This is a genomic window from Nostoc sp. JL34 (genome assembly GCF_017114945.1).
GTDB lineage: Bacteria > Cyanobacteriota > Cyanobacteriia > Cyanobacteriales > Nostocaceae > Nostoc.
Genome location: NZ_JABXKQ010000156.1, coordinates 26,923 through 52,611 on the forward strand (window position 1 = coordinate 26,923; position 25,689 = coordinate 52,611).

Sequence of the window (25,689 nt, forward strand, 5' to 3'; positions counted from 1 at the left end):
GTCATTTGTCTTTTGTCAGTTGTCCTTTGTTATTCACTAATGACCAATGACTAATGACCAATGACTAATGACTTAAACCAATTCAATTATTGCCATTTTTGCATTATCACCCCGACGCGGTACGGTACGCAGGATGCGGGTATAACCGCCCTGGCGATCGCCATATCGAGTTGGAGCTTGCTCAAACAGAGCATGAACCAGTTGTTTGTCGAAGATATAGCCAAGAGCTTCCCGACGTGCTGACAAGGAGCCATTTTTGGCTAGGGTAATCATTTTTTCCACTTCACTTCTTAGAACTTTCGCTCTAATTAAAGTGGTGGTGATCTTACCATGACGGATCAGCTCGGTGGCGAGCGATCGCAGTAAAGCACGGCGTTGATCGGCTGGTTTACTGAGTTTTTTGACGCGACAACGGTGACGCATAATTATGCACTATGAATTATGAAGGTTTTTCTTAAGGGTGTTTAGAGCCTCTTTCCATTGGCAGGGTGATGCCCAAGCGTCGCTGCAAAGCTTCCACAACTTCTTCTGCTGATTTCTGCCCAAAGTTCTTAATTTCTAAGAGGTCTTCTTGGGTATAATCCAGCAAATCTGCCACAGAGTTAACTTGTGCCCGTTTGAGACAGTTATATGCCCGCACAGAAAGTTGCAACTCTTCAATGGGTATCTGGGCAGTTGGATCGTCTGGAATATCTGAACCTGTGTCTGTTGGTTCTAGGGAGATATCTTTCAACGGGTTGAATAAATCTACCAAGATCGCAGCAGCCGAAGATAGTGCTTCTTGGGGGGAAATACTGCCATTCGTCCAAACTTCCAACAGGAGTCGGTCTTTTGGAATCAAGTCTTCCCCACGAGATTCTTCAACACTATAGTTGACTTTTCGCACTGGCATAAATATGGAGTCGATTTGCAGAAAATCCAACGATGTGGCTTCCTCACGTCCTCGCTCTACGGTGCGATAGCCTTTGCCCTTCTCGATCCGAAATTCCATTTCTAGCTTTCCACCCTCAGCGATGGTGGCTACGTACTGGGTAGGATCGATGACTTCTACTTCACTGGGCAAATCAAAATGTGCCGCAGTGATTGTTGTTGGGCCGGTAACGAGTAATCTCCCAATCTGAGGCTGCGAAGAATAGTTTTTGAGGATAACTTCCTTCATTTTCATGAGGATTTCCAGAACATCTTCCCGCACGCCCGGAACTGTGGCGAACTCATGTGAAACGCCTGCAATCCGCACTGCTGTAACTGCTGTACCTTCTAGATTAGACAGTAAAACCCGCCGCAGTGCGTTGCCAACAGTTGTTCCTTGACCGCGTTCGAGAGGTTCCAATACAAATTTACTGTAATGGTTCCGACTTTCTTCGGTATTCGACTCTACACATTCAATTTGAAACTGCGCCACGGATGAGCCTCCCTTTTTCTAAGGTGCTGCTAGCAGACAAATCAATTGCCTCCAGAATTGATTGCCAATTTTCGATTTTGGACTTTGGATTTTGGATTGTGCTTCTTTCGTTCATGCTCCGCCTCTGATTGGCGCAACAAATCTTAAATCATCAACTTAAAATCCACGAGGCCCAGCACCCTTATAGTCGGGTTCAATCTAAAATCGCAAATCTAAAATCCAAAATTGATTAATAATATTTTGGGTAGCCCGAAGCTTAACAGCTTTCCCAGCGGGAAAATCTGACACGCTTCTGGTTGCCCAAGCTTTCACCTAATTACAGTTTGCACGTTAGACGCTCAAGCGGTCATTGCTGGCTGTAACTTTTCGTCCTCACTGCCCAAGTTTTGGTGTTTAAACTCGACGGCGCTTGGGTGGACGACAACCATTGTGAGGAATCGGGGTAATATCCCGAATCAGTGTAATTTCCAGTCCTGCTCCTTGAAGCGCCCGGATAGCGGTTTCTCTACCTGCTCCTGGCCCACTGACCATTACCTCAATTTGGCGCATTCCTTGATCGATAGCTCGACGGGCTGCACTTTCAGCAGCGGTTTGCGCTGCAAAGGGAGTTCCCTTTTTTGCTCCCTTAAAACCGCTAGAACCAGCACTGGCCCAGGAGATGACATCTCCATTTTGATCAGTAATGGTGACAATGCTATTGTTGAAAGTAGACTGGATGTAGGCCATCCCACTGGGCACATTCCGTTTCTGCTTCTTGCTCCCGGATTTTTTAGTTGGTTGTCTCGCCATACTTGTTTAGTTGATTTAAGGTAAAACTTGCTCGGATTAGCAAGCGTTGCAAAATTATTTCCCTGGAGCCTTCTTCTTCCCGGCCACTGTCTGCCTTCTGCCTCGACGGGTTCTGGCATTTGTGCGAGTTCTTTGGCCTCTAACTGGTAAGCCCATGCGATGACGACGACCTCTGTAGGTACCAATGTCAACTAAGCGCTTGATGTTCAAAGACTCCAAGCGCCGCAAGTCGCCTTCAACTTGATAGTTGCTTTCTATTTCCCCTCGTAGGGCTGTCACATCAGCATCACTTAAGTCCTTAACGCGGGTGTCTGGGTTCACACCAGTTGCCGCTATAATTTCTTGAGAGCGTGATAATCCAATTCCGTAGATGTAAGTCAGACCGATCTCGACGCGTTTATCGCGTGGAAGGTCTACTCCGGCAATACGTGCCACAATGAACTCTCCCTATTGTTCTCGCAATTACTGTTGGTTGGAAAAACGTGATTAATCGCGTCTTTTCGTTTTAATGATGATATGCGTGTTACAACTCACTCTGTTGGTAAGAGTATTATCCTTGACGTTGCTTGTGCTTGGGGTTCACGCAAATCACCATAACGCGACCACGACGTTTGATCACGTTACATTTTTCACAAATTTTCTTGACTGAGGCTCTAACTTTCATGCCTTTTATTCTTTGACTCCAAATATAAAATTATAGCATTTCTAGGGAAATTAATCCAGTTAAATGACTGGTAAACAGTCAAAAAAATGGTTTTATGGTAAAATTCTCTACATATACTTACTTCTTTCGTAGTCGATAGGTAATTCTGCCTTTGGTCAAATCGTAGGGGGTTAACTCCACCTTGACGCGATCGCCGGGCAAAATCTTGATATAATTTCGGCGAATTTTGCCGGAAATGTGTGCTAGCACGTTAAAGCCATTGTCCAAGTCAACGCGAAACATCGCATTGGGCAAGGACTCTGTAACCGTGCCTTCCATTTCAATCAAATCTTGCTTAGACAATTTGTTTTTTCCTCAACTCAACAATTTCGTGTTCAGTTGCAGCGCTTCATCTGCAAATAAACACATTTTAAGAAATATATCAACAGTCTATTAATATATCTTAGCTAAAATTGATCTTTTTATTGATAGGGTGTATGTGGCATTGAGCATAGGGGAAAGAATTACTGTAGCTCTTTCCCTGCTCCCTCATCCCCTCCCCCTCTTTTTCAGGAAGCGATTACCTTTTGTAGTTCACTAGTGACATCTTCTTGGGACTGATTGCCATTGACTGTTAAGAGTTTTTTGCGATCGCCATAATAATCAATTAAAGGTGCAGTTTCAGCGCGGTACACTTCTAAACGACGACGAATCACCTCTTCGGTATCATCTTTTCGTCCTCTAGCTAGCAAACGTTCGATGACAATTTCATCTGGTGCATCTAAATTGACTACCCTTTCGCCACCTTGATGTATTGCTTCCAGTAACTTCTCCAGAAAAGCTGCTTGGGTCACTTTTCGGGGAAATCCATCTAGAATCCAACCATTTTTGGCATCTGGTTGACTGAGGCGCTCCTGTACCAAGTACTCCACTAGCTGGTCGGGTACTAACTCGCCGCTATCAACATAACTTTGAGCTTTGATTCCTAAAGGAGTCTGCTCTTTCATGGCTTGTCTTAATATTTCACCCGTAGAAATATGGGGAATATTCAAGTGTTCAGCCAAGGTTTGAGCTTGTGTTCCTTTACCCGCTCCAGGTGGCCCCAAGAAGATTAATCGCGTCACTATTATTTCACCATTCCTTCATAGCGCTGAGAGATGACATAAGTTTGGACTTGTTTGGCTGTCTCAATTGCCACACCAACTAAAATTAACAACGAGGTTGCACCTATTCCCCGGAAAGTTTTCACATTCAAAGCGCTTTCTACGGCTGTGGGGATAATAGCAACGAAGCCCAAAAAGATTGCACCCAAAAAAGTGAGTCGGTTGGATACGCGTTCGATATACTCGCTAGTTGCCTTGCCAGGACGAATCCCAGGAATACTAGAACCCATTTTCTTCAAGTTCTGCGCCACGTCTACCGGGTTGAGAATCAACGAAGAATAGAAGTAGCTAAAGAAAACAATGGAAACCATGTAGACCAAAGCATAGACCCAGGAGCTAGAACCGCTTGGACTCAAATAAGTGTTAACTATATTCGCCAAATCGGCATTTTTAGTAAAATTGGCGATTAGCAGTGGCAAACTGAGGATGGCAGCAGCAAAAATAATTGGCATTACGCCGCCTTGATTTAGCCGCAGGGGCAGATAACTCCGCTGTTCTGCCAAAACTCTTCGACCTACTTGACGACGAGCCGAAATAATTGGGATGCGGCGCATTCCTTCCTGCACAATCACAATCCCAACAATTGTTGCGAGGAAAACTAATATCAGCACGATCACCCGACCAACTGCTTCCCGACCGCCGACTTGCACCAAGTCGATGGTATCACCTAAAGCCTTTGGTAATGATGCAACAATGTTGACAAAAATCAATAATGATGCTCCATTGCCAATACCCCGTTCTGTAATCAGTTCTGATGCCCACATCACGAACATAGAACCAGCAGTCAGAGCGATCGCAGTTTCAGCGACAAATATAGGCCCTGGCTTGAGGGCGAATTGCTGGAGGAATAATGCCGAAAAAGCTGTACTTTGAAGGATTGCCCAACCTACAGTTACATAGCGGGTGATTTGCGATATTTTTCGCCGACCAGCTTCCCCTTCATTTTTCTGTAAATTTTCTAAAGTTGGAATCGCCGCCGTGAGTAATTGGATGATAATAGACGCATTAATGAAGGGCAAAATTCCTAAAGCAAAGACTCCCAAAGTCGAAAGTCCCCGCCCGGAAAATATATCCAATAAGCCGAATATGGAATTACTGCCCGATATGGCTTCGGCAAATCTCGGTCTATCAATACCTGGGACGGGTAAGAAAATACCCAGGCGAACCAAAATTAAAATACCGACGGTGACAAGCAGCCTACCTCTGAGGCCAGCTGCCTGTGCCATCTGCATAAAAGTTTCTTGAGCCGTTGGGGCTTTATCTCGACTGATCATAGAGTGCTACCTTTATAGTGAACCAAGCACTGGCAGCGAGTTGGCTTGCATTTAAGTGCGCTGTTCCGGCTCACTCATAAGACTTCACAACTACCACCAGCTGCCTCAATTTTGCTACGAGCTGAAACTGTAAAAGCTGCCGCTTGTACTTTGAGCGGAATGCTCAATTCCCCGTTACCTAAAACTTTTAATGGCCCTTTGACAGCAGTCAGAATACCTGCGGCTTTCAATGAGGTCAAAGTTACTTCCGTATTCGCGGGAAGGGAGGCTAGCTTCTCTACATTAATCGTAGTGTAAATCTTCTGATTAACAATCGGAAAGCCCTTCAGCTTAGGTAAGCGGCGGTACAATGGCTGTTGACCACCTTCAAAACCTGGTCGAGTCCCGCTACCAGAACGAGATTTTTGACCCCGCATACCTAAACCAGCACTAGCGCCTTGACCGGCAGAAATACCTCTAGCTACACGCTTCTTGCGTTTCTTTGAGCCTTTTTGCGGCTTAACATCATGGAGTCTCATAATTTATCAAGTTCTCATTTGTCGTTTGTCATTTGTCATTTGTCATTTGCCCTTTGTTATTCACTAATGACCAATGACTAATGACTAAATTAGATGTAGAGATTTTGAATAGGAATACCGCGATCTTCGGCGACTTCAGAAAGGGTACGCAGTGTAGATAAGGCATTAACTGCGGCTCTAGCATTATTGAGTGGATTGTTGGAGCCTAGTTGCTTGGCTAAAACGTTACGAACTCCTGCCAATTCCAACACAGTTCGCACAGCACCACCCGCAATTACTCCAGTACCAGGTGCGGCTGGACGCATAATCACTTTTGCCCCGCCACCGACGCCATCAATGGGATGGGGGATGGAGTTGGATTTGGTGATTGGGATATCAATCAGGTGTTTTTTGCCATCGGCTACGCCTTTTTTGACGGCGCCAATTACATCTGAAGCTTTGCCTACTCCGACTCCAACCTGACCGCGTTCGTTACCAACGACAACGATCGCTCGGAAGCTGAGTTTTTTACCACCTTTGACCACTTTACTTACGCGGCGGATTTGGATAACCCGCTCTTGCCAAGTGGTTTCTTCTTTTTTGGCACGCTTTGTTCTACTTTTACGCTCTGTTGCCATAATTTATGCTCTGGTGAACGTCATTTGTCTTTTGTCTTTTGTCCTTTGTCATTTGTCCTTTGTCATTTGTCCTTTGTTTATTCACTAATGACCAATGACTAATGACTAATGACCAATGACTAATGACTTTAGAAATCTAAACCAGCTTCTCGGGCTGCATCAGCTAGTGCTTTGACACGACCATGATATAAGTTACCACCGCGATCGAAGACTACTTTGGTAATGCCTTTTTCTAGCGACCGCACTGCGATCAACTTACCAACTTGCGCCGATGCGTCGCGGTTTGCACATGACCCTAAACTAGATTTCAAATCTGGTTCTACAGTCGATGCGGACACGATAGTTTGATGCTGAGTATCATCAATTAGCTGGGCATAAATATGCTCATTAGAACGAAACACCGCTAAACGTGGACGTTCTGGGGAGCCAATAACTTTGCCACGAACACGTCGATGACGACGGTTTTTTGATTCTCTACGAGTAAGTTTCATTTCTACTTCTTACCACCCTTACCAGTCTTACCAGCTTTCCGTCTGACCACTTCACCGGCATAGCGAATGCCTTTACCTTTGTAAGGTTCTGGTGGACGAACGGCGCGAATTTTGGCGGCTGTGTTGCCGACGATTTCTTTGTCATAGCCGCTGACAATGACGTTAGTGGTACCTTCTACTGCAAACTGAATTCCTTCTGGTGGTTCAATTTGCACTTGATGGCTATAACCCATATTCAAAACTAGGTTACGACCTTGAATTTGTGCCCTGTAACCAACGCCTTGAATTTCCAAGCGGCGCTGAAAACCTTGGGAGACTCCCTCAACCATGTTGGCAACTAAAGTCCGGCTCAAGCCGTGCAATTGCTTTGAGGTGCGAGTTTCATCCCGACGATTTACGTGTAATATTTCCCCCTCTTGAGAGAGTGAGACATTATCTCTGAGAGTGCGAGAAAGTTCTCCCTTCGGGCCTTTCACCACAATAGTTGTACCATCGATCGCCACTTGAACTTTGGCGGGAATAGTAATTGGACGTTTACCAATACGAGACATGACTTTTTGTCCTTTGTTATTTGTCCTTTGCCTTTTGTCCTTTGTCTTTCACTAATGACTAATGACAAATGACTAATGACCAATGACTACCAAACGTAACAAAGCACTTCGCCACCCAAGTTCTGACGCCGCGCTTCGCGGTCAGTCATAATGCCACTGGATGTAGAAATAATGGCAATGCCAATGCCGCCTAGTACCCTTGGTAATTCTTTTCGATTTGAATAAACACGCAAGCCAGGTTTGCTGACCCGCTTTAAGGCGGTGATCAGAGGCTGACGGTTTTTACCTTTGTATTTCAGGGAAATCACCAGATTGTGTTTTACCCCTTCTTCTGCTTCTTCGATTTCAGCAATAAAGCCTTCCTCCCGTAGCACTTTGGCAATGCTCCGGGTCATTTTCGTCGCTGGCACTTGTGTAGTTTGATGCCGCGCCAGGTTGGCATTGCGGATGCGCGTCAGCATATCTGCAATTGTGTCGTTAGCCGCCATCGTTCCCTCTATAGATGAACTTATTGATCGCGAAAGGGCATTCCTAATTCTTTAAGTAAGGCGCGTCCCTCTTCGTCGTTTTTTGCTGTGGTGATGATGGAAATATCCATCCCACGGACTTGATCGATGCTGTCGTATTCGACTTCTGGAAAAATTAGCTGTTCTCTTACACCCAAAGTGTAGTTACCGCGTCCGTCAAAGCTTTTAGGGCTAACGCCGCGAAAATCCCGAATTCTGGGTAGTGACAGGCTAACTAACCGATCGAAAAAGGCATACATCCGTTCGGCTCTGAGTGTCACCATGATCCCCACAGGCATCCCTTGACGAATCTTAAAGCCAGCGATTGCCTTTTTTGCCCGTGTCACCACTGGTTTTTGACCTGTTACCAGGGCAATTTCGTTGATGGATGCTTCTAGGGACTTTGCATTTTGAGCTGCTTCACCCAAACCTCGGTTAATCGTAACCTTTACCAACTTCGGTACTTGATGAACGTTGGTATATTGAAACTGATTAATCAGTTTGGGGACGATTGTCTCTTGATATAAGGTTTTGAGTCTTGTTGTCGGCATAGTTTTTTGTCCTGATATCCCTGGGCTTGGTCAGGGAAGCTTTAATTTTTGATTTTAGATTTTTGATTAAATTTAAAATCTAAAATCTCAAGTTGACTAATTCTTATTTATCGAGAATTTCGCCAGTTTTCTTGAGTTTTCTGACCTTTTTGCCTTCTGAGGTAAAGGTGTAACCAACACGACTGGCAACGTTTTGCTTGGTGGAATAAAGCATCACGTTGGAGCTATGAATTGGGAATTCTTGGGTAATAATTCGCCCTGATTCCCCTTCTTGCTGGGGTTTAACGTGCTTTGTTTTAATGTTGACACCTTTGACGATAACTTTACTCAGTTGGGGAAGTGCCTGAGTAATTTCGCCAATTTTTCCTTTATCTTTGCCAGCAATCACTTGTACAGTGTCGCCAGTTTTGACGTGCATTTTGTGGAATACTTTGGGCGTACCCTGTTTGGTTGCCATTAAAGCACCTCCGGAGCCAGAGAAACAATTTTGGTAAAGTTTTTATCGCGTAGTTCCCGTGCAACTGGGCCAAAAACCCGTGTGCCTCTGGGATTACCGTCTTTATTGATGATTACAGCGGCGTTATCATCAAAGCGAATACTCATGCCGCTGTCACGACTTACGGCTTTACGAGTCCTCACAATTACTGCTTCCACAACATCAGACTTTTTTACAGCCATGTTGGGTGTAGCATCTTTGACAACGGCGATAATTTTATCACCGATAAAACCATAACGACGATTGCCTCCGCCTAAGATGCGGATGCACATTAGTTTACGGGCGCCGCTATTATCTGCGACATTCAGGTAAGTCTGGGGTTGAATCACAATTATTCTCCCTTGTAATGTTGTTAGTTTCTAACAACGATGAGGTTTAAGCAGGCTTGACGTTCAGGACTTCTGTGATTTTCCAGCGCTTGGTTTTACTCAGGGGTCTAGTTTCCTGAATGCGAACGCGATCGCCTACTTTACACTGATTTTCTTCATCGTGAACTTTATATCGTTGGGTGTTAACCACAATCTTGCCGTACTTGGGGTGAGGAGCGCGGTTTTCTATGGCGACTACCACAGTTTTTTGCATTTTATCGCTCACTACCAAGCCAACTCGTTCTTTAACTGCCATAATCTCCTACTTTTTTTCTTTAGCCGATTGACTTGCTGCCCGTTTGCGTTCTGTTTCTAGCGTCAGCAATTGGGCTAGGCGGTGGCGCAATTGTCGAAACTGGTGGGGCTTTTCTAGTTGTCTGGTGGCTTTTTGCAAGCGCAACTGAAATAGTTGTCTTTTGATCGCGACAATTTCATCAGAGAGCTTCTCGTCGCTTAATTCTCTAGCTTCTGAAATCTTGGGAAGAGGCATAAGCTACTCCTGCTCCTGTGGTTGAGAGCGCACAATAAATTTAGTTTTGATGGGCAGTTTAAATGAAGCCAAACGCATAGCTTCACGGGCGATTTCTTCAGAAACCCCACCGATTTCAAACAAAATTCGTCCTGGCTTGACTACAGCTACCCAAAACTCTGGATTACCTTTACCAGAACCCATCCGGGTTTCAGCAGGACGCATGGTTACAGGTTTATCAGGGAAAATCCGAATCCAGATTTGTCCACCCCGACGAATATAACGAGTCATTGCCCGACGGGAAGCCTCGATTTGACGCGAGGTAATCCAAGCAGGTTCTTGGGCTTGGAGTGCAAAATCACCGAAGTTGAGGGTACTACCACGGGTGGCTAGTCCTTCCATCCGTCCGCGCTGTTGCTTGCGGAATTTAGTTCTTCTAGGGCTTAACATGATTGGCTACTGGGTACTAGGTACTGGGGATTAGGGATTGGGAATTAGGGATTGGGGATTGAGAATTCTTACCCAGTCCCCAGTCCCCATTCCCTAGTCCCCGTTTACCCTTCATTTGAGCGGTCTTCAAATTGCTGGCGACGACGTTGTTGTTGACGACGACGGGGTTCACGATCGCGATCACCACGATCGCGGGGATCGCGGGTTGCGGGTGGTAGCGGAGCTGGTTCCTGTCCAGGAATAATTTCTCCTTTAAACACCCATACCTTGATACCCAAAATGCCGTAAACAGTTTTTGCTGTGCAATAAGAGTAGTCAATGTCAGCCCGTAAGGTATGTAAAGGTACTCTACCTTCACGAGTCCACTCTGTCCGGGCAATTTCTGCACCGTTGAGCCGACCGCTGACCTGGATTTTAATTCCTTGCACACCAGCGCGTTGGGCACGCTGAATGGATTGTCGCACTACCCGCCGAAAGGAAACCCGACGTTCCAATTGTTGAGCAATGTATTCGGCAATTAGGTAGGCATCAGCATCAACTCGTTGGACTTCAACTACGTTAATGCGAATTTGGCGATTGCTACCCAACAGTCCTTGGAGTCCGGTACGTAAGGATTCAATGCCTTGACCACCACGACCTACTACTACGCCTGGTCTAGCTGTGCGTACTTCTAAGTCGATTTGGTCGGCTTTGCGCTCAATCCGTACTTCGGAAATTCCGGCGTTGTTTTGAGCCAGTCTACCCAGCTTTTGTTCTATGTATTGACGGAGTTTGTAGTCTTCTTGTAGAAGTTCTGGATAGCGATCAGGAACAGCAAACCAACGGGATTGATGTTCATGTGTAATACCCAGGCGAAAACCAACTGGATGAATCTTCTGTCCCACGAATGCTTCCTCTAAAATTTCTTACTTTACGCAATTTATTCGTGTAAAAAAGCTTATTTTTCTGGGGCGGCTGCAACAGCCACAGTAATATGACACGTCGGCTTGCGAATTTGGTAAGCTCGACCTTGCGCCCTCGGCTGAAACCGCTTCAATGGCGGTCCTTGATCGGCATAAGCCTGAGTAATCACAAGTTGAGTCCGATCTAACCCAGCGTTGTGTTCGGCATTGGCAGCAGCGCTTCTGAGAACCTTCAATATGGGATCAGTGGCGCGATAGGGCATGAATTCCAGGATGATTAACGCTTCTCGGTACGATCGCCCCCGGATTTGATCGAGTACCCGACGGACTTTGTAAGCCGAGATGCGGATAAAACGAGCGATCGCTTTTACTTCAGTAGTATCATTAGCCATAATTTTCTCCAATTTTGTCCTTCGTCCTTTATCCTTTGTCCTTTGTCTTTTGTCGAAAGCTAATAACTAATGACCCTTCGGGTGACGCTCCTGCGTCGCTATCGCTTCGCTAACGCCAGTTGCTCATGCGGGAAACCCCCAAGACCGCACTGGCTCACCAATGACTAATGACAAATGATCAATGACTAATAACTACCTACCTACCTGCTTTTTTGTCGCTTTTCCCATGACCCCTGTAGGTGCGTGTCGGGGCAAATTCACCCAACTTGTGTCCTACCATCTGTTCATTTACAAAAACGGGAACGTGTTGGCGTCCGTTGTGAACAGCTATGGTATGACCTACCATTAGAGGCAAAATTGTCGAAGCTCGTGACCAAGTTTTAATAACTTCTTTTCTGTTATTGTCGTTGAGCTTTTCAATTTTCTTGAGGAGATGATCCGCAACGAAAGGACCTTTTTTTAGAGAACGACCCATAGTTCAATTTTGGAATTAGGATTTAGGAATTAGGAATTAGAATTTCGGATTTTGGATAGTTAGGTGTCTGGTCAAGTTTCACAAATTTTCAATGTTCACAAGCAGACCCCAATCTAAAATCCAAAATCTAAAATCTAAAATTCTATGATTCACGACCACCGCGACCGCGTTTAGAAGACTTCCGGCGACGACGCACAATCAACTTGCTGCTAAGTTTCTTGCGATTGCGTGTCTTCGCACCCAATGTGGGTTTACCCCAAGGTGTAACAGGCCCCGATCTACCGATAGGCGCTCTACCTTCACCACCTCCATGTGGGTGATCCACTGGGTTCATGACGCTACCTCTAACCTTAGGACGGCGACCTTTCCAGCGATTTCGTCCGGCTTTACCTGCACTCAGGTTTCTTGCATCGGTGTTGCCTACTTGCCCAATGGTGGCGTAGCATTCGCGTCGAATCAAGCGGACTTCTCCTGAAGGCAACTTAAGAGTTACGTAATTACCTTCTTTTGCCACAACTTGGGCGCTAGCACCAGCAGCACGGACAATTTGACCACCTTTACCAGGTGTAAATTCTACGTTGTGAACACTAGTACCTAAGGGAATCTTCCAGAGCGGTAAAGCATTACCATCTTCAAAGGGAGAATCAGGCCCAGAAACAATTATTGTTCCAACTTTCAACCCGTTGGGGTGAAGGATGTACCGTTTTTCGCCGTCTTGGTAATACAAAAGGGCAATTCTGGCATTGCGGTTAGGATCGTATTCAATTGCTGCGACTTTGGCAGGAATATTATGTTTATCCCTTTTAAAATCGATGATCCGGTAAAGCTGTTTGTGTCCGCCGCCCCGGCGACGACTAGTAATCCGTCCGTGATTATTCCGACCTTTGGCGCGATGCTTCGAGGTTGTTAAGGATTTTTCTGGCTCGGTTCTGGTAATTTCCGCAAAGTCAGAGATCGTAACTTGGCGAGTGCTGGGGGTATAAGGGCGATAAGAACGAGTACCCATATTTTTAAGTGCTGAGTGCTGAGTGCTGAGTTTTAAGTTTTAAGTTTTGAGTTCAGTAACTCCTAACTCCTAACTCACAACTTTTTTAGACTTCTGGGAATAGAACTTGTCTAATCTTGTCTTCATCCCCAGGTGCGACGGTGACAATGGCTCGCTTATATTGGGGCTTATAACCAATAAATTTACCAACACGGCGCTTTTTACGCGGTGGTAGGATGGTGTTGACTTTTACAACCTTGACCTGAAATAAATCTTCGATCGCAGCCTTAATTTCTGGCTTTGATGCCTTGGGAATTACTTCAAAGGTGTACTTGTTTTGCTCCATCAAGATGGTCGCTTTTTCGGTGACGATTGGGCGACGCACTAAGTCGGCAAGATCACGGGGGTCAAAGCTAGGCACTGTAGACCTCCTGAATTTTTTCTAGGGCTGATGCCGTAACTACAATCTTGTCAGCGTGCAGTAAATCAAAAACATTTAGCTGGTCAGCTGCAATTAGTTTTAAATTTTCAATGTTGCGGGCTGACAGATAAACGTTATCTGTATCCGCAATCTCAGACAAAATTAACAGTGCCTTACTTTCTGGTACTACTCCCCAACGGGCAAGCGCTGCCACTAATTCTTTAGTCTTGGGGCGAGATAGCTCAGTGCTAAATTCTTCTACTACGATCAAGTCGTCAATGCGGCTGACAAATGCTGTCCGCAGTGCCAAACGTCGCTCTTTGCGGTTCAATTTAAGGTTGAAGTCTCTGGGTTTTGGCCCAAAGATCACACCACCACCACGCCACAATGGTGAACGAATAGACCCTGCACGAGCGCGACCAGTACCTTTTTGTCGCCAAGGTTTCCGACCGCCACCTCTGACTTCAGCACGAGTTTTTGTGCTGGCATTTCCTTGACGAGCATTGGTCAATTGCCGTACTAAGGCGCGATGCACAATATGAGACGCTGTTTGTTCCTTGGCAACGCGCAACTCGAAGGTCGTCTCGCCGACCTGTTCTCCTTGCCAATTTTTAACTACGCTTTCAACCATTTTTGTTATCTGTCCTTTGTCCTTTGTCATTGGTCATTTGTCTTTTATCACTTGTCCTTAGCCAATGACTTTTGACTAATGACTTTTGACTAATGACTTTTGACTATCCCACTATTTTTGCAGGCACAACACTGACGAGAGCGCCTGGTTTACCAGGAATAGCTCCCTTAATTAGTAATAAGTTGCGTTCTGGGTCAACTCGCACTATGGTCAACTTGCGGATTGTGATGCGTTTTCCACCTAAACGACCTGCCATCCGCTTACCTGGATAGACACGACCTGGTGTTGTACCAGCACCGATTGAACCGGGCGCTCTGTGGTTTTTAGAACCGTGTGACATTGGCCCGCGAGCAAAGTTGTTGCGCTTCTGGTTTCCCGCAAAGCCGCGACCGATGCTTGTGCCGACTACATCGACAATTTGACCTGCGCTAAAAATATCTGCTTTAATCTGTTGACCTAAAGCATAATCACTAGAGCTATCGGTGTGATATTCATTTAAATGACGCAATGCTGGGGCAGATGATTTAGCTAAATGACCCAGTAGTGGTCTGTTAAGTGCCTTTGGTTTGACTTCGCCATAACCAACTTGAATGGCAAAGTAACCGTCGGTTTGTTTCGTTTTAACTTGTGTAACGGTGCATGGCCCTGCTTGAATGACAGTCACAGGAATAGCTACTCCTGCTTCGTCAAATATTTGGGTCATGCCCAGCTTGGTGCCGAGAATACCTACAGACACAGTAACTGGTTCTCCTTTCTACTTGCTGACCTTGGAATTGGACTCTAGAGGACACGCTTTGTACGCATCAGTTTAGGCTGGATTAGCCTGCGAATTTTGGAATGGCTTATTTACATAAACCGCTCCAAAAGCTTTCGGACACAACAAACCGTGTCCGTACTGCTTGGTGAATCTGTTTAGCTTCACTCACTAGATCACCAGAACAGCCACAAGTCCCTTCCCATTGGGAAGGAGTAACTTCTGGAATCAATGCAAGGCGCTACAGCTTTTAGCTGTGTGCAGCAATGCTTTCGTCCAAGCAATTGCTCTGGCACTTTCTGGAGGCAGCGCTGTCGGCGGGTTTTCCGATTTGTACACGCCCGAAGGGCGGCTTCCCGGAGATTGGCTACTGCCGTGTTGCAGTTGGACTTAAGCAGTTTTTACCACCCAGTATCCGTTAACTGAGACTGACGTAATGCCATGAAACCAACATTGCTGCTCAGTTTTACTTCCTTAAACACCTTAAACTATTGTTTAAGACTTTGCCTACTTTTTCAGAGGGGCAGGAGTAAACTTACCTTGGAGCCTACATAAGCTCCAATGTTGACCTGAAAGCTTTCTTAGTTTACCAGTCTATGATCAATCTGAGTTAGATAATCCAATTTTGGATTAAGTCATTAGTTTTTGATGCTAACACTACTTCAGAATGACAGTAAAAAGTTAACTTATTTGCGTGTTTGGTCACAATCTAATAATATAAATTATTTATTTATGTTTGTCTAGTAGTTTATAGAGTTATTTTTGGAGAGTGGGGAAGAAGCAAGGGAGTAGGGCGCAGGTGGCAAAGGGGAGAATAAAGAATTACCTCTTTCCCCTTTGCTCCCTGCTCCCTACCCCTCTGCCTCTTTTCAATGCCCAAAAAAATGCTTTTAATCTATCGGTTCAGGGTAAATAATAGAGATATCTAAGTGGGATAAGACGAAAATCTATGGCACTAATTACCACTGGCAATGGTTTAATCCGCGATTTGGAAAAATTTGGCGCTCTTGGAGTGTATGTACCTCTAGAAGGGGGTTATGAAGGTCGATATCAGCGCCGATTACGTGCAGCTGGCTATACCACCCTCCACATTACTGCTAAAGGACTGGGTGATGTAGCTGCGTATCTCACAAGAATTCATGGAGTCAGACCTCCTCATCTTGGGAAAAAAAGCACTGGTAGTGGTGCAGCAGTGGGTCAGGTGTACTATCTGCCGCCAATTCTGAATTCTCATCTAGAACAACTACCACCAAAGTCAAAAGGGCTAGTCTTGTGGATTATTGAAGGGCATATTCTTTCCAATGAGGAAGTTGAGTATTTAACGAATTTGCCTCAGCTAGAACCACGAGTGAAAGTAGTCATGGAGAGAGGTGGCGATCGCACTTTCCGTTGGACTTCTCTAGAAAAAACTCTGTTAGCTAGTTAGTTCTTTGTCATTAGTCATTAGTCATTTGTTTATGACTAATGACTCAATTCAATCAGCAATGCTCATTAGCTGATAAGTTTTTTTGTAAATCCACGTAACCGGATTAACACTGGCTTTGCCCAATTTCCACCTAGCAAATCGTGCAGCAGAATATAAAAACAGGGGATGATAAACAACGTCAACATTGTTGCGATCGCCATCCCAAAGAAAACTACAATCCCTAAAGGCTGCAAAAACTCAGAACCTTCGCCAATACCCAATGCCAAAGGAAACAATCCCAAGATAGTGGTGACTGTGGTCATGATAATTGGGCGCAAGCGTTGAGGAGCAGCTTTCATAATCGCAATTTGGCGACTACAACCAACTTCATCCCGAATTTGGTTTGCTAGTTCTACCATGAGAATCCCTGCGTTCACCACAATTCCCACCAGCAGTACGACACCAACAATTACAGTTGCGCCAATTGCAGTATGGGTAATGTAAAGTCCAAAAATTCCCCCAGCTAAGGCTAGTGGTACGGTGAACATAATTACCAATGGGTCAATCAGCGAATTGTATTGTACCGCCATAACTACAAAGATTAAGAACGTTGCCAACGCCCCCAAAGTTTTTAAAGCATCTTGAAGTTGCTGATTAGTTTCTTGGGCAGAACTAGGCACAATTGAAACACCATCAGGTAAGTCTACATCTTTGAGTACCTCGTTTACTTCTGCGATCGCTTCACCAAGACTAGCTCCCTCGCTGAGATTTCCTGCGACAATAAAAGCTTGGCGCTGATTAATCCGTTGCACCTCACCAGGCGCTTGACCTTCTTGAATGTTCGCCACATCCGAAAGCCGGATTAGTTGATTGTTTTCTGTAAATAGCGGTAATTGCTCTAGCTGAGAAGGACGCTGAATTGCTTCTTTATTTAGCTGCACCCGCACATCAACTAAACGATTACCGCGTTGAATTTGCGTGGGAACTGAACCTTCAATTGCTGTTTGAACTGTTGCACCAATTTGTCCGGCGCTCAACCCTAAAGCTGAAACCCGTTCCCAGTCGGGGCGAATTTGAATTTCCGGTTGTCGGGGGTCGGCATCTGGTCGGAATGTCGCTAATTTTGCCCTTTCCTGCAATGCTTGCAGCACTTGGGCCCCTGCTTGCGTTAAGTTTTCTTCATTCTCACCTTGCAGAATCACGTCAACTTCTGACCCTTGCACTGGAGAATTACTCAAGATTAAACCCCGCACCTGGCCAGGATTGAGACGCAGTAGAATTCCGGCTAAGTTGAGTTTGTTAAATTCTTGAGTTACTTTTTTGACGAAAGCTTCGACATCCGTGCCTGGTTTCAGATTGATGGTGCTACTGGCACGTAAAGGATTTTCTGTAGTATTGCTGCCAAATAAATTACCACCCACAGTTGTGAAAGCAGACTCGGTTTCTGGTTGTTTAAGCAAAATGTCATCGACAATTTGCATAACTTTTTCAGAAGTTGCTAAAGGTGTACCAGGAGGAAACTGCGCTCTCAAGTTAGCTTGACCAGTACTGATGCGGGGTAAAATTTCTTGGGGAATTTGACCAAACATAAAGAAGCTACTGCCGCCTAAAATTAGCAAAGCAGCGGTCACTACGAGAAGCCGATAGCGTAAAACTTTGGTTAAGAAGTTTCCGTATCCGCGTGTCGCATCTTCAAATCGGTGATTAAACTGCCTAAGCAGCCAAAATTCGCTGATCCGACTAGACCAGCGAATTCCCAAGAGTCGGGAAGACAGCATCGGCACTATTGTAATTGCAACGACAAGGGAGGCTGCGACTGCGAAGCTAATTGTCAGAATCAGTTCATTAAATAGCAGTGCAATAAAGCCGCCAATTAAGAGAAATGGCACTACAGAAACTAAGTTGGCACCTGTAGCAGCAACTAAAGCAGATTCTACTTCTTGAGAAGCTGCGATCGCACTGTCAATAAAGAATTTTTTATTGAGGTTTCTCCCTCTTGCCTCTTCTCCCCCTTTCTCTTTGTCCATCTCTCTCTGATTGGGAGTCATGCCTGCTTTTTCAGAAATGTTCTCTAAGATCACAACCGATGTGTCAATTGCTTGGCCGACTCCTAATGTCAGACCTGCCAAACTAAAAACATTCAAGGTCAAACCAAAGATTTTCATCAAAGCGATCGCCGCTAGAGTACACAGCGGAATCGTCAAACTGATAATAAATGTTTGCCTGAAAGATCCCAAAAATAACAATACTGCTGCTGCTGCTAACAATGCCCCAGAAATCCCCGAAAAGATGACATCATTTAAAGAATTGCGGATGAAGACAGATTCATCTGTGGTGGGACTCAAAGTCATGTCTGCTGGAATTAAACCCGATTGCCGTAATTGTTCAATTCGCCGCTTAACAGCATCTACAACTGTGATTGTATTGGCCTCAGGCTGCTTTTGAATCGAAAATTTCACCGCAGGCTGACGGTTGAGGTAAACAAATACTCGTTGTTCTTCTGTATCGTCAATTACCTCTGCAAAGTCTCGCAAATAAACGCGGCGGGAAGGTGTAGGTGTAGGTGTAGTAGTGGTACTGGTAGTGGTATTACTACTATTAGTGGTATTAGCACTAGCAGGAGAAGAAACTTCCAAGGAAAGGTTTTCAATTTCTTTGGCATTTTGGAAGCGTCCGACAGTGCGAGTCAATGGCTCAGAATTTTGCCCCAGAATCCGACCACCAGAAGTATCTTGGTTACGGGCTGTTAATTCGTCTAAGACATCATTTAACCCCACACCCAAAGCTTGCAATCGGTTTAAGTCAACAAGCACTCGGACTTCTTCCTCTGCACCGCCAGATACGTCAACTGAGGCGACTCCTGGCACGACACTGAGTTCCCGGTTCAACTCTTCATCAGCAAATACCCGTAAATCTTTCCCTTGCAACGAAGCAGATGTCAGCGCCAATTCATAAACTGGCAATTGAGAGGGATCGACTTTGAATAAGCGCGGCTCCTCTATCGTATCTGGCAGTTGTCCTCGCCCTCGGTTAAAAGCAGCAGTAGCATCGTTTAAGGCTTGGTCAATATCGCCTCCTGGTTGGAAGTATAAATCGAGGCTTACCTGTCCCTCACGAGTCCGGGAAAAAACTTGTACTACATTCTCGGTTGCTGCTAAGGCTTCTTCTAAGGGTCTGGTGATTTCATCTACTGCTACTTCTGGGGAAATACCAGGGGCTTCTAGCCGAACCCCAATTCGGGGATAGGTAATCGACGGTAGAAGATCGACTTGGATCGTTGTGAGAAAAAATACCCCAATGACAATTACTGCCACAGTGAGCATGAGTGTGCCAATGTGTTGGCGAATAGCGATCGCACTGAGGCTAAATCCACCATTGCCATTATGATTATTTACCTGTTGCATGATACTAAGTGATAAGTGCTAAGTGCTGACTACTGTGTACTTTTTCATTCGGATGGTGGTTATTGCTCACCCTACTATTGCTTTTCTGAAAGAATTGAAAGACTTACAGTGTCACCTTCTTTTAACGGCTTACCACTACGAACAACATAGCGCTCTCCCGGTTGCAAACCGGATAAAATTTCCACTCTGCCATCGGCTCTTTTTCCCAACATTACGGCTCGTGCTGTTACCTTCGTTTTGCCTTCTGTGTCTTTGACAACAAATATTTCTCCACTTCGGTCTTGTGACTTTGCCTCTGCTATACCAGATGGGTTCGGTGGAGAAGAGTTTTGCGGTACATTTGTTTGCGTCTCCCCCGTACCCTTGGAGTTCTTACTGCCTGCTTGTTTCTGAATAGCTGTTTGCGGCACTACAACCCGCTGTTGTGTCTGGTTTTCAAAGTTGACTCGCGCCAGTAGTCCGCTGCCAATCTTGCCTTGAGTGTTGGGAATCACTACCTCTACAGGTATCAAGCGAGCTGTGGCATCGGCAGCTGGGGAAATGCGCGTAACTCTGCCAATTAATGTTTCGTTGGGGAAGGCATCTAAGCGCACTTGTACGGACTGTCCAACCTGAATTTGTGACAGTTCTAATTCGGAAACTTGTACAACGACTTTGACACGGTTAAAGTCTCCAATTTTCAAGACTTCGCTACCTGCTTGCAGAAGGTTGCCTGGTTCTGTCACCTTTTGTGTGACTACACCAGTGATGGGGGATGTCAGGCGAGCGTAAGACCTGCGCTCTTTGGTTTGAGCAACCAATGCCTGTTGGGCAAGTACTCTGCCTTGGGCAGCGGCGACGGCTTGCTGTTCTGTACGAACCTGCTCTTGGGCAGCCCGCAATGCCTGGGCGGCTGTTTTTGCCTGGGTACGTGCTTGCTGGGCAGTTTGTTCGGCGATCGCTCCAGCTTTGAATAAATTCTGTTGGCGCTCTGAATCTGCCTGAGCTTGTACCACTTCTAGCCGCGCCCGTTCAACCTCAGCACGAGCATTGCTTACCTGATTGCTTGCCCTAGCTACTTCTGATTTGAGGGCTGCTAGCTCTGCTTCTGTTTGCTTTAATTGGGTTGAAAGGATGGCATCATCTAACTGCCCGACGTTTTGCCCAAGCTTTACCGTATCGCCGACATCAAGATTCAAAGCCAACAATCGGGCTTCTACTTGCGATCGCACTGATACAATTCGGAAGGGTGTTGTATTACCTGTATACTCTGGTTGTTTTTGCAGCAAGTCAGTTCGAGCGATCGCCGCATCTATAGCCGTTGCACCACCACGTTGTCCATTACCAGGACTCTGAGATTGGGCATCAGCTGGTTCTTCCTTGGGTAGCGCTCCACAATTCGCACTCAATAGTCCTATGCCCAGCAAACAGGGAATCAATAATATGGATGCGAAAGGGGAAGACCCCTTTGTATCAACGCTACTCTTTGTATCTACAACAGCCATATCAGTTTTGACAACTGAATCTAACTGGGCATTAATTACCTGGTTAGCGGCTGCCAAAGGTGAGATTTTCACCTGCTTGTGCGGCTTTTTTCTGTCCAAAATCATTTATTTTTCTCGTATTTGGGGAGCTTTTTGGGTTTAAACAGCCGTGCATTACCAAGTAATTTTGAGACATTATGAATAGTGAAAAGCGGCGAGAGTCAACTAGCTATCTTCTTGCAGAATTTTGTATCAAAAATTACTTTTTTTCAAAAAAATTCTCACCACTTTAACTCATTACATTCAGTCGGCAGCTTTTTAGCTGTCGATGCAATTCTTAACTCAGTATAAATATTTTTAAATTTCTTGCAATCTGCCCCTAGTAGAAAACTTGCGTTTCCTGAATCAATCAGACTTTTACGCCCCTACTTTTAAAATCAGCAGTATCAAATAACTATATTTAAGCTTACATACTCAAACTTAGACATAGCAAAATCCCTAGTAATTTTTACGCTCTATCCAATATATTAAGAATAGTAAACATAAATTGCTTTTTTTGACGCTGTAATATTCTGGTCAAGCACTTGCATATACAGCAAAGAAAAGGGCGATATCTACTACAGCCACCAAATATTAGGTCAGGAAAGTTACAAGTGACACCATTGCTAAAAATTGCCCAAACTGCTGACGAATCCCAGATTTCCGAATTTTTCCAGGAATCAGCGGGTAAGTGGCGATCGCAACGCCGCTACTATACCCTCCCAGAGGGAGAAACTAAGGAGATGGAGAGTATAGTTACGATCAATTTTCTCGATCAGGGTTGTGATGAATTGCAAAAGCTAGCTCAGATGCACGATTTACCTGATACAGGTAGCTTGATCTGTGGTGCAGCAGTTACATGGGAAAGTACGGATCTGCTGAAGGACAGGAAAGAGTCGCAAGGTTCAACGATATTTGGGGTTATGGGAAACACTTTGTATCGCGATCGCGGTTTTGCCATATCCAAACCAGTCACTGCCCAGTATTATTTCTCCAACCCTAAAACACTGTGTTTGCGAACTGAGTACAACGGTTCAGTATTTGAAGAAGAGTTAAAGTTAATTGGCAGCAAGTACCGCACCAGACAAACCATTATCTCCCGTGCTGGTGATCAGTTGATGATTGGTCAATATTTAGAAAAGAGAGTGGATTAGTTTATCGCGTGGGTGCGGTTCACTATCGCTTCACCCATTTTAGAATTAGCCACCACCTAGCTACCAACTAAAAATATAACTTTTTATAACAGTTTTTCAAACTTTTACCCAGAAAGTTAGTTGCTATGTCATCATGGGAAGTGAAATGAGAATTAATTCGGCGACAGTGTTTGTTTTTAGTATTGACAGGCTTTTCCCTTTTGGTATTACAGACTTCTCTCCGAAATCTAAATCTCTACAAACTTATGATTTTGGAGACATTTAATGTCAATTTACGTAGGTAACCTCTCCTATGATGTTACACAAGATGCGCTAAGTGCTGTATTTGCAGAATATGGTGCTGTAAAGCGTGTTCAACTACCCACCGACCGTGAAACAGGTCGTTTACGCGGCTTTGCTTTCGTGGAAATGAGTTCAGAAGATGAAGAAGCAAAAGCCATTGAAGCTCTTGATGGTGCTGAATGGCTTGGTCGTGACCTGAAAGTAAATAAAGCCAAGCCCAGAGAAGACAGGGGTGGTGGTGGTTCCTTCGGTGGTGGTAACCGTGGCGGCGGCGGTGGCGGCTACAACCGTAATCGTTACTAAGCTGAATAGACGAAAGTAACTTAATTGAATCTAGAAAAGGCTCAGGCAGCATTGCTTGAGCCTTTTCTGTGGAAAACTTTGACTCTAAATAATTTTGGGCAATTACTTAGGAACTTCCAAGAAATAAATTATCCAATCTTGTGGGGTGGGCATCTTGCCATTAGTGTCAAGTTAAGCTCAAACTTCCTATGTCAATAAGTATTTATGCTTAACAATTTGGTTTGAAAGGGACAAAAAACGAACTTTTTCAGGGACTATTAATGCTTTGTTTATTAGCATCACTCCCAGCTTGCGTATAAAATTCAGAAAAAAGTTCACCTTTATACTTCGTTCCTAACAAAACCTATCGTTGACAAATGGGTTTTAACCTTAAGTTGACACTAATGGCATCTTGCCCGCCTTCGACTACGGGCGGGCGAGACGCCATTAGTGTCAACTTAAGCTCAAACTTCCTATGTCAATAAGCATTTAGGCTTAAAAATTCGGTTTGAAAGGGACAAAAAACGAACTTTTTCATGGACTATTAATGCTTTGTTTATTAGCATCACTACCAGCTTGCGTATAAAATTCAGAAAAAAGTTCACCTTTATACTTCGTTCCTAACAAAACCTATCGTTGACAAATGGGTTTTAACCTTAAGTTGACACTAATGGCGAGACGCCCACCCCACAATAAATAGTTGTACTAAAGGCGGCAAGATACCACCTTAAAAGATTGAATAATTTATTTCTTGGAAGTCCCCGATCATACCGCACCTATGATTCTCTAAGCAGAGTACCCTGATGAAAGATCATTTTCCATCGATGATTGTTCAATTTCCAGATGGAACTTCGCAGCGAATGAACAGACTGTTCGCCAGATATATGTCTGACTAGACGATAAGTTACTAAAACAACCCCTGTTGCTAAAACTAAGGTTTTGAATTCTGTGATCGATCTTCGAGTCAGGGGTTCGATGGGTTCATTCTGCAAGCTTTTGATAATTTGCTGTTTATCGAAAACATGCCCTGAGCTTCCAAACTCAATGAATTCATCAGCAAGTAAATCCATAATATCTTTAGCTGACTTTCGTACATCGGGTTGAAGCAAATGCTCCTCAAACTCACGAAAAAGCGATTCTTCTAAATAGTCTGCTTTCATAAGTGTTCTGAAGACTAAATTGGATGGTGGTAAATAGCATTAAGCGATTGCTCTCAACTACTTTTATTTTGCGATCGCCTTCGTGGCACTTGAACACTATTTGGCAGCAGAGTTTCTGATTTAATCTCAAATCTTAACTTTGATTTTTACGCGATCGCGCCCCTTAAAAAAGTTAAAAAAAACCCCGCTGATTGGTAGGGATTCCAGCGGGGTTAAATAATACAATTATTTTTTCAGAGAAACCAACACTAAACTTTATTACAGAGCTACTAGCAACTTTTATGACTAATAGTAACTATTTATAAGTTTTATGAGCTAGGTTTTTAGCATGATGCCTGTGATGTCTAGTGTGATGAACTTTACCAGATTTTACGCTAGCATGATGGATAGTTTTAGCTTGAGCTTGAGATGCAAAAACGGTTACAGGGGCAGCAAAGATTAGAGCCAAAAGTAAAGCTTTAGCGAACTTATTCACTTCAAAATCCTCATCAGGTAATCAACAATTTAACTATCCAATAGGTGTATGTCATAAGTTTGTAATTGATATGAACCTTTCATGTCTATTTTTACATCCGTAAAATATAGGACTTACGTGGAATACTTAGCTAAAAATACTTGCTGGCATTTCCAACCTAGATGTAACATTTTGGACATCATCCAAATAATTGGAATTTGGCAATGATGTCTGTGTTAATTTTAATTAAGAAATGCTGACAGCCATCAATTCTTCTGATACGTCAAAGTTAGCTGTGACATTTTGCACGTCATCCAAGCTTTCTAGAGTGTCAATTAATTTGAAAAGCGATCGCGCCTGATCCGGATCAGTAACTTCTACACTATTACTGGGAATCCAACGCAACTCGGCATCAATTACCTTAATGCCTTGATCTTTGAGTGTCTGGCTAAGGGTTTCTAAACTTGCAATGTCAGTAAATACCTCAGCCATCTCATCTTCAGTCATCTCATAAGACTCAGCACCACCTTCGAGAGATGCTTCTAAAAGCTGTTCTTCGTTAACCACACCCTGCACGACACAAACGCCTTTTTGGTGAAACATCCAGCTAACACAACCTGTTTCACCAAGATTGCCACCATTTTTACTAAAAGCTACACGCAAGTCAGCAGCAGTGCGATTGCGATTATCTGTGAGGGCTTCAATTAAAATCGCTACACCACAAGGGCCATAACCTTCGTAGCGAATCGCTTCAAAGGTAGCATTATCGCCGCCAAAAGTGCCTGCACCTTTAGCGATCGCTCGTTCAATATTATCATTGGGGATACTCGCAGCCTTTGCCTTGTCAATTGCCGTGCGAAGTTGAAAATTCAGCGCTGGATCTGGTACGCCGCTTCTAGCCGCAACGATAATCGCCCTGGATAACTGAGTGAAGGTTTTTCCCTTTTTTGCATCTACTACGGCCTTTTGGCGCTTAATATTTGCCCATTTACTGTGTCCTGCCATAATCTGAAATTATCAAAACTCTATTCAAGATTAGGATATACCTAGCTTTTGCCCTGATGCAAAGGTGCATTTGATAAAAGGGAGTGGGGAAGTAGTAGTACTGAGTGCAGGTTCTCACTTCTTTAATCATCACTGAGAACTCAGAACGGGCTAAAACTAGCTATCCGCTAACGGAACTGTTTTGCCCCATGCC

General features: G+C 44.5%; 36 protein-coding genes. 4 read left to right on the forward strand and 32 right to left on the reverse strand.

Features of this window, described 5'->3' with window-relative positions; genetic code table 11:
* Window positions 1-72: 72 nt before the first annotated feature.
* The 27 genes from rplQ to rplC all read right to left on the reverse strand — a co-directional run bounded on the left by rplQ (window position 73) and on the right by rplC (window position 14,830).
* On the reverse strand, window positions 73-423 hold the full coding sequence (rplQ, locus tag HWQ44_RS28330; RefSeq protein WP_094349105.1) for a 50S ribosomal protein L17: 351 nt from the start codon (window positions 421-423) through the stop codon (window positions 73-75).
* 31 nt (window positions 424-454) lie between these two features.
* Entirely contained in the window at window positions 455-1,402 is a 948-nt protein-coding gene (locus tag HWQ44_RS28335; RefSeq protein WP_292725303.1) for a DNA-directed RNA polymerase subunit alpha, read from the reverse strand.
* Complete coding sequence (locus HWQ44_RS28340; protein ID WP_292725304.1) at window positions 1,383-1,517, reverse strand: hypothetical protein; 135 nt, start codon at window positions 1,515-1,517, stop codon at window positions 1,383-1,385. Before HWQ44_RS28340 ends, HWQ44_RS28335 begins: the two co-directional genes overlap by 20 nt.
* A 278-nt stretch (window positions 1,518-1,795) precedes the next feature.
* Complete coding sequence (rpsK, locus tag HWQ44_RS28345; RefSeq protein WP_012410703.1) at window positions 1,796-2,191, reverse strand: 30S ribosomal protein S11; 396 nt, start codon at window positions 2,189-2,191, stop codon at window positions 1,796-1,798.
* Window positions 2,192-2,245: 54 nt separating this feature from the next.
* Entirely contained in the window at window positions 2,246-2,626 is a 381-nt protein-coding gene (rpsM, locus tag HWQ44_RS28350) for a 30S ribosomal protein S13 (RefSeq protein ID WP_069070762.1), read from the reverse strand.
* Window positions 2,627-2,741: 115 nt separating this feature from the next.
* A complete protein-coding gene (gene rpmJ / locus HWQ44_RS28355) occupies window positions 2,742-2,855 on the reverse strand; it encodes a 50S ribosomal protein L36 (RefSeq protein ID WP_015129703.1) in 114 nt (37 codons plus the stop codon).
* Window positions 2,856-2,972: 117 nt separating this feature from the next.
* Window positions 2,973-3,197 carry a translation initiation factor IF-1 gene (gene infA, locus HWQ44_RS28360; RefSeq protein ID WP_006276978.1) on the reverse strand — a complete coding sequence of 75 codons (225 nt, stop codon included), beginning with the start codon at window positions 3,195-3,197 and terminating at the stop codon, window positions 2,973-2,975.
* A gap of 206 nt (window positions 3,198-3,403) precedes the next feature.
* Complete coding sequence (locus HWQ44_RS28365) at window positions 3,404-3,958, reverse strand: adenylate kinase (RefSeq protein ID WP_292725305.1); 555 nt, start codon at window positions 3,956-3,958, stop codon at window positions 3,404-3,406.
* Window positions 3,959-3,960: 2 nt separating this feature from the next.
* Window positions 3,961-5,271, reverse strand: coding sequence for a preprotein translocase subunit SecY (gene secY, locus HWQ44_RS28370; RefSeq protein WP_292725306.1), 1,311 nt, complete (start codon window positions 5,269-5,271; stop codon window positions 3,961-3,963).
* Window positions 5,272-5,345: 74 nt separating this feature from the next.
* Window positions 5,346-5,789: a 50S ribosomal protein L15 gene (gene rplO / locus HWQ44_RS28375; protein WP_069070765.1), complete on the reverse strand. Its 444-nt coding sequence runs from the start codon at window positions 5,787-5,789 to the stop codon at window positions 5,346-5,348.
* An 89-nt stretch (window positions 5,790-5,878) separates the two neighbouring features.
* Window positions 5,879-6,406 (reverse strand): 30S ribosomal protein S5, encoded by a 528-nt coding sequence (gene rpsE, locus HWQ44_RS28380; protein WP_012410709.1) that lies wholly within the window; start codon window positions 6,404-6,406, stop codon window positions 5,879-5,881.
* Between the two features lie 128 nt (window positions 6,407-6,534).
* A complete protein-coding gene (gene rplR, locus HWQ44_RS28385) occupies window positions 6,535-6,897 on the reverse strand; it encodes a 50S ribosomal protein L18 (protein WP_292725307.1) in 363 nt (120 codons plus the stop codon).
* Between the two features lie 2 nt (window positions 6,898-6,899).
* Window positions 6,900-7,448: a 50S ribosomal protein L6 gene (gene rplF / locus HWQ44_RS28390; protein ID WP_292725308.1), complete on the reverse strand. Its 549-nt coding sequence runs from the start codon at window positions 7,446-7,448 to the stop codon at window positions 6,900-6,902.
* A gap of 86 nt (window positions 7,449-7,534) precedes the next feature.
* Window positions 7,535-7,936 carry a 30S ribosomal protein S8 gene (rpsH, locus tag HWQ44_RS28395; protein WP_012410712.1) on the reverse strand — a complete coding sequence of 134 codons (402 nt, stop codon included), beginning with the start codon at window positions 7,934-7,936 and terminating at the stop codon, window positions 7,535-7,537.
* A gap of 20 nt (window positions 7,937-7,956) precedes the next feature.
* Entirely contained in the window at window positions 7,957-8,505 is a 549-nt protein-coding gene (gene rplE, locus HWQ44_RS28400) for a 50S ribosomal protein L5 (RefSeq protein ID WP_094349095.1), read from the reverse strand.
* A 103-nt stretch (window positions 8,506-8,608) separates the two neighbouring features.
* The gene (gene rplX, locus HWQ44_RS28405; protein ID WP_179068335.1) at window positions 8,609-8,962 is read right to left on the reverse strand and encodes a 50S ribosomal protein L24; all 354 of its coding nucleotides are present in this window, start codon (window positions 8,960-8,962) and stop codon (window positions 8,609-8,611) included.
* A complete protein-coding gene (rplN, locus tag HWQ44_RS28410; RefSeq protein ID WP_069070772.1) occupies window positions 8,962-9,330 on the reverse strand; it encodes a 50S ribosomal protein L14 in 369 nt (122 codons plus the stop codon). The genes rplX and rplN overlap by 1 nt, the downstream gene beginning before the upstream one ends.
* Window positions 9,331-9,376: 46 nt before the next feature.
* Window positions 9,377-9,625: a 30S ribosomal protein S17 gene (gene rpsQ / locus HWQ44_RS28415; RefSeq protein WP_069070773.1), complete on the reverse strand. Its 249-nt coding sequence runs from the start codon at window positions 9,623-9,625 to the stop codon at window positions 9,377-9,379.
* 6 nt (window positions 9,626-9,631) lie between these two features.
* Entirely contained in the window at window positions 9,632-9,859 is a 228-nt protein-coding gene (gene rpmC / locus HWQ44_RS28420; RefSeq protein ID WP_179068334.1) for a 50S ribosomal protein L29, read from the reverse strand.
* Between the two features lie 3 nt (window positions 9,860-9,862).
* A complete protein-coding gene (gene rplP, locus HWQ44_RS28425) occupies window positions 9,863-10,288 on the reverse strand; it encodes a 50S ribosomal protein L16 (RefSeq protein WP_012410718.1) in 426 nt (141 codons plus the stop codon).
* Between the two features lie 104 nt (window positions 10,289-10,392).
* On the reverse strand, window positions 10,393-11,172 hold the full coding sequence (rpsC, locus tag HWQ44_RS28430; protein ID WP_292725309.1) for a 30S ribosomal protein S3: 780 nt from the start codon (window positions 11,170-11,172) through the stop codon (window positions 10,393-10,395).
* Between the two features lie 53 nt (window positions 11,173-11,225).
* Entirely contained in the window at window positions 11,226-11,582 is a 357-nt protein-coding gene (gene rplV / locus HWQ44_RS28435) for a 50S ribosomal protein L22 (protein ID WP_292725310.1), read from the reverse strand.
* Window positions 11,583-11,778: 196 nt separating this feature from the next.
* Window positions 11,779-12,057 carry a 30S ribosomal protein S19 gene (gene rpsS / locus HWQ44_RS28440; RefSeq protein WP_012410721.1) on the reverse strand — a complete coding sequence of 93 codons (279 nt, stop codon included), beginning with the start codon at window positions 12,055-12,057 and terminating at the stop codon, window positions 11,779-11,781.
* 142 nt (window positions 12,058-12,199) lie between these two features.
* Window positions 12,200-13,063, reverse strand: coding sequence for a 50S ribosomal protein L2 (gene rplB / locus HWQ44_RS28445; RefSeq protein WP_094349090.1), 864 nt, complete (start codon window positions 13,061-13,063; stop codon window positions 12,200-12,202).
* Between the two features lie 85 nt (window positions 13,064-13,148).
* Window positions 13,149-13,463, reverse strand: coding sequence for a 50S ribosomal protein L23 (locus HWQ44_RS28450; protein WP_094349089.1), 315 nt, complete (start codon window positions 13,461-13,463; stop codon window positions 13,149-13,151).
* Window positions 13,456-14,094, reverse strand: a complete 639-nt coding sequence (gene rplD, locus HWQ44_RS28455) for a 50S ribosomal protein L4 (RefSeq protein ID WP_292725377.1) — start codon at window positions 14,092-14,094, stop codon at window positions 13,456-13,458. Before rplD ends, HWQ44_RS28450 begins: the two co-directional genes overlap by 8 nt.
* Before the next feature lie 103 nt (window positions 14,095-14,197).
* The gene (gene rplC / locus HWQ44_RS28460) at window positions 14,198-14,830 is read right to left on the reverse strand and encodes a 50S ribosomal protein L3 (protein WP_292725311.1); all 633 of its coding nucleotides are present in this window, start codon (window positions 14,828-14,830) and stop codon (window positions 14,198-14,200) included.
* 284 nt (window positions 14,831-15,114) lie between these two features.
* On the opposite strand from rplC, the gene HWQ44_RS28465 reads away from it, so the two are divergent.
* Together HWQ44_RS28465 and HWQ44_RS28470 are read left to right on the forward strand one after the other, a co-directional pair.
* Window positions 15,115-15,270, forward strand: coding sequence for a hypothetical protein (locus HWQ44_RS28465; protein ID WP_292725312.1), 156 nt, complete (start codon window positions 15,115-15,117; stop codon window positions 15,268-15,270).
* A gap of 527 nt (window positions 15,271-15,797) precedes the next feature.
* Complete coding sequence (locus tag HWQ44_RS28470) at window positions 15,798-16,274, forward strand: NAD(P)H-quinone oxidoreductase subunit N (RefSeq protein ID WP_292725313.1); 477 nt, start codon at window positions 15,798-15,800, stop codon at window positions 16,272-16,274.
* 65 nt (window positions 16,275-16,339) lie between these two features.
* Here HWQ44_RS28470 and HWQ44_RS28475 read toward each other — a convergent pair whose 3' ends face one another.
* Window positions 16,340-19,657 (reverse strand): efflux RND transporter permease subunit, encoded by a 3,318-nt coding sequence (locus HWQ44_RS28475; RefSeq protein ID WP_292725314.1) that lies wholly within the window; start codon window positions 19,655-19,657, stop codon window positions 16,340-16,342.
* A gap of 74 nt (window positions 19,658-19,731) precedes the next feature.
* Window positions 19,732-21,246, reverse strand: a complete 1,515-nt coding sequence (locus tag HWQ44_RS28480) for an efflux RND transporter periplasmic adaptor subunit (RefSeq protein WP_292725315.1) — start codon at window positions 21,244-21,246, stop codon at window positions 19,732-19,734.
* A gap of 527 nt (window positions 21,247-21,773) precedes the next feature.
* On the opposite strand from HWQ44_RS28480, the gene HWQ44_RS28485 reads away from it, so the two are divergent.
* Window positions 21,774-22,313 (forward strand): phycobiliprotein lyase, encoded by a 540-nt coding sequence (locus HWQ44_RS28485; protein ID WP_292725316.1) that lies wholly within the window; start codon window positions 21,774-21,776, stop codon window positions 22,311-22,313.
* 264 nt (window positions 22,314-22,577) lie between these two features.
* Window positions 22,578-22,898 carry an RNA-binding protein gene (locus HWQ44_RS28490; RefSeq protein WP_292725317.1) on the forward strand — a complete coding sequence of 107 codons (321 nt, stop codon included), beginning with the start codon at window positions 22,578-22,580 and terminating at the stop codon, window positions 22,896-22,898.
* A gap of 755 nt (window positions 22,899-23,653) precedes the next feature.
* Here the strand turns inward: HWQ44_RS28490 and HWQ44_RS28495 are convergent.
* The 3 genes from HWQ44_RS28495 to HWQ44_RS28505 all read right to left on the reverse strand — a co-directional run bounded on the left by HWQ44_RS28495 (window position 23,654) and on the right by HWQ44_RS28505 (window position 25,496).
* On the reverse strand, window positions 23,654-24,037 hold the full coding sequence (locus tag HWQ44_RS28495; RefSeq protein ID WP_292725318.1) for a DUF4440 domain-containing protein: 384 nt from the start codon (window positions 24,035-24,037) through the stop codon (window positions 23,654-23,656).
* A 295-nt stretch (window positions 24,038-24,332) separates the two neighbouring features.
* On the reverse strand, window positions 24,333-24,512 hold the full coding sequence (locus tag HWQ44_RS28500; protein ID WP_292725319.1) for a hypothetical protein: 180 nt from the start codon (window positions 24,510-24,512) through the stop codon (window positions 24,333-24,335).
* A gap of 225 nt (window positions 24,513-24,737) precedes the next feature.
* Window positions 24,738-25,496, reverse strand: a complete 759-nt coding sequence (locus HWQ44_RS28505; RefSeq protein ID WP_292725320.1) for a YebC/PmpR family DNA-binding transcriptional regulator — start codon at window positions 25,494-25,496, stop codon at window positions 24,738-24,740.
* Window positions 25,497-25,689: the final 193 nt, after the last annotated feature.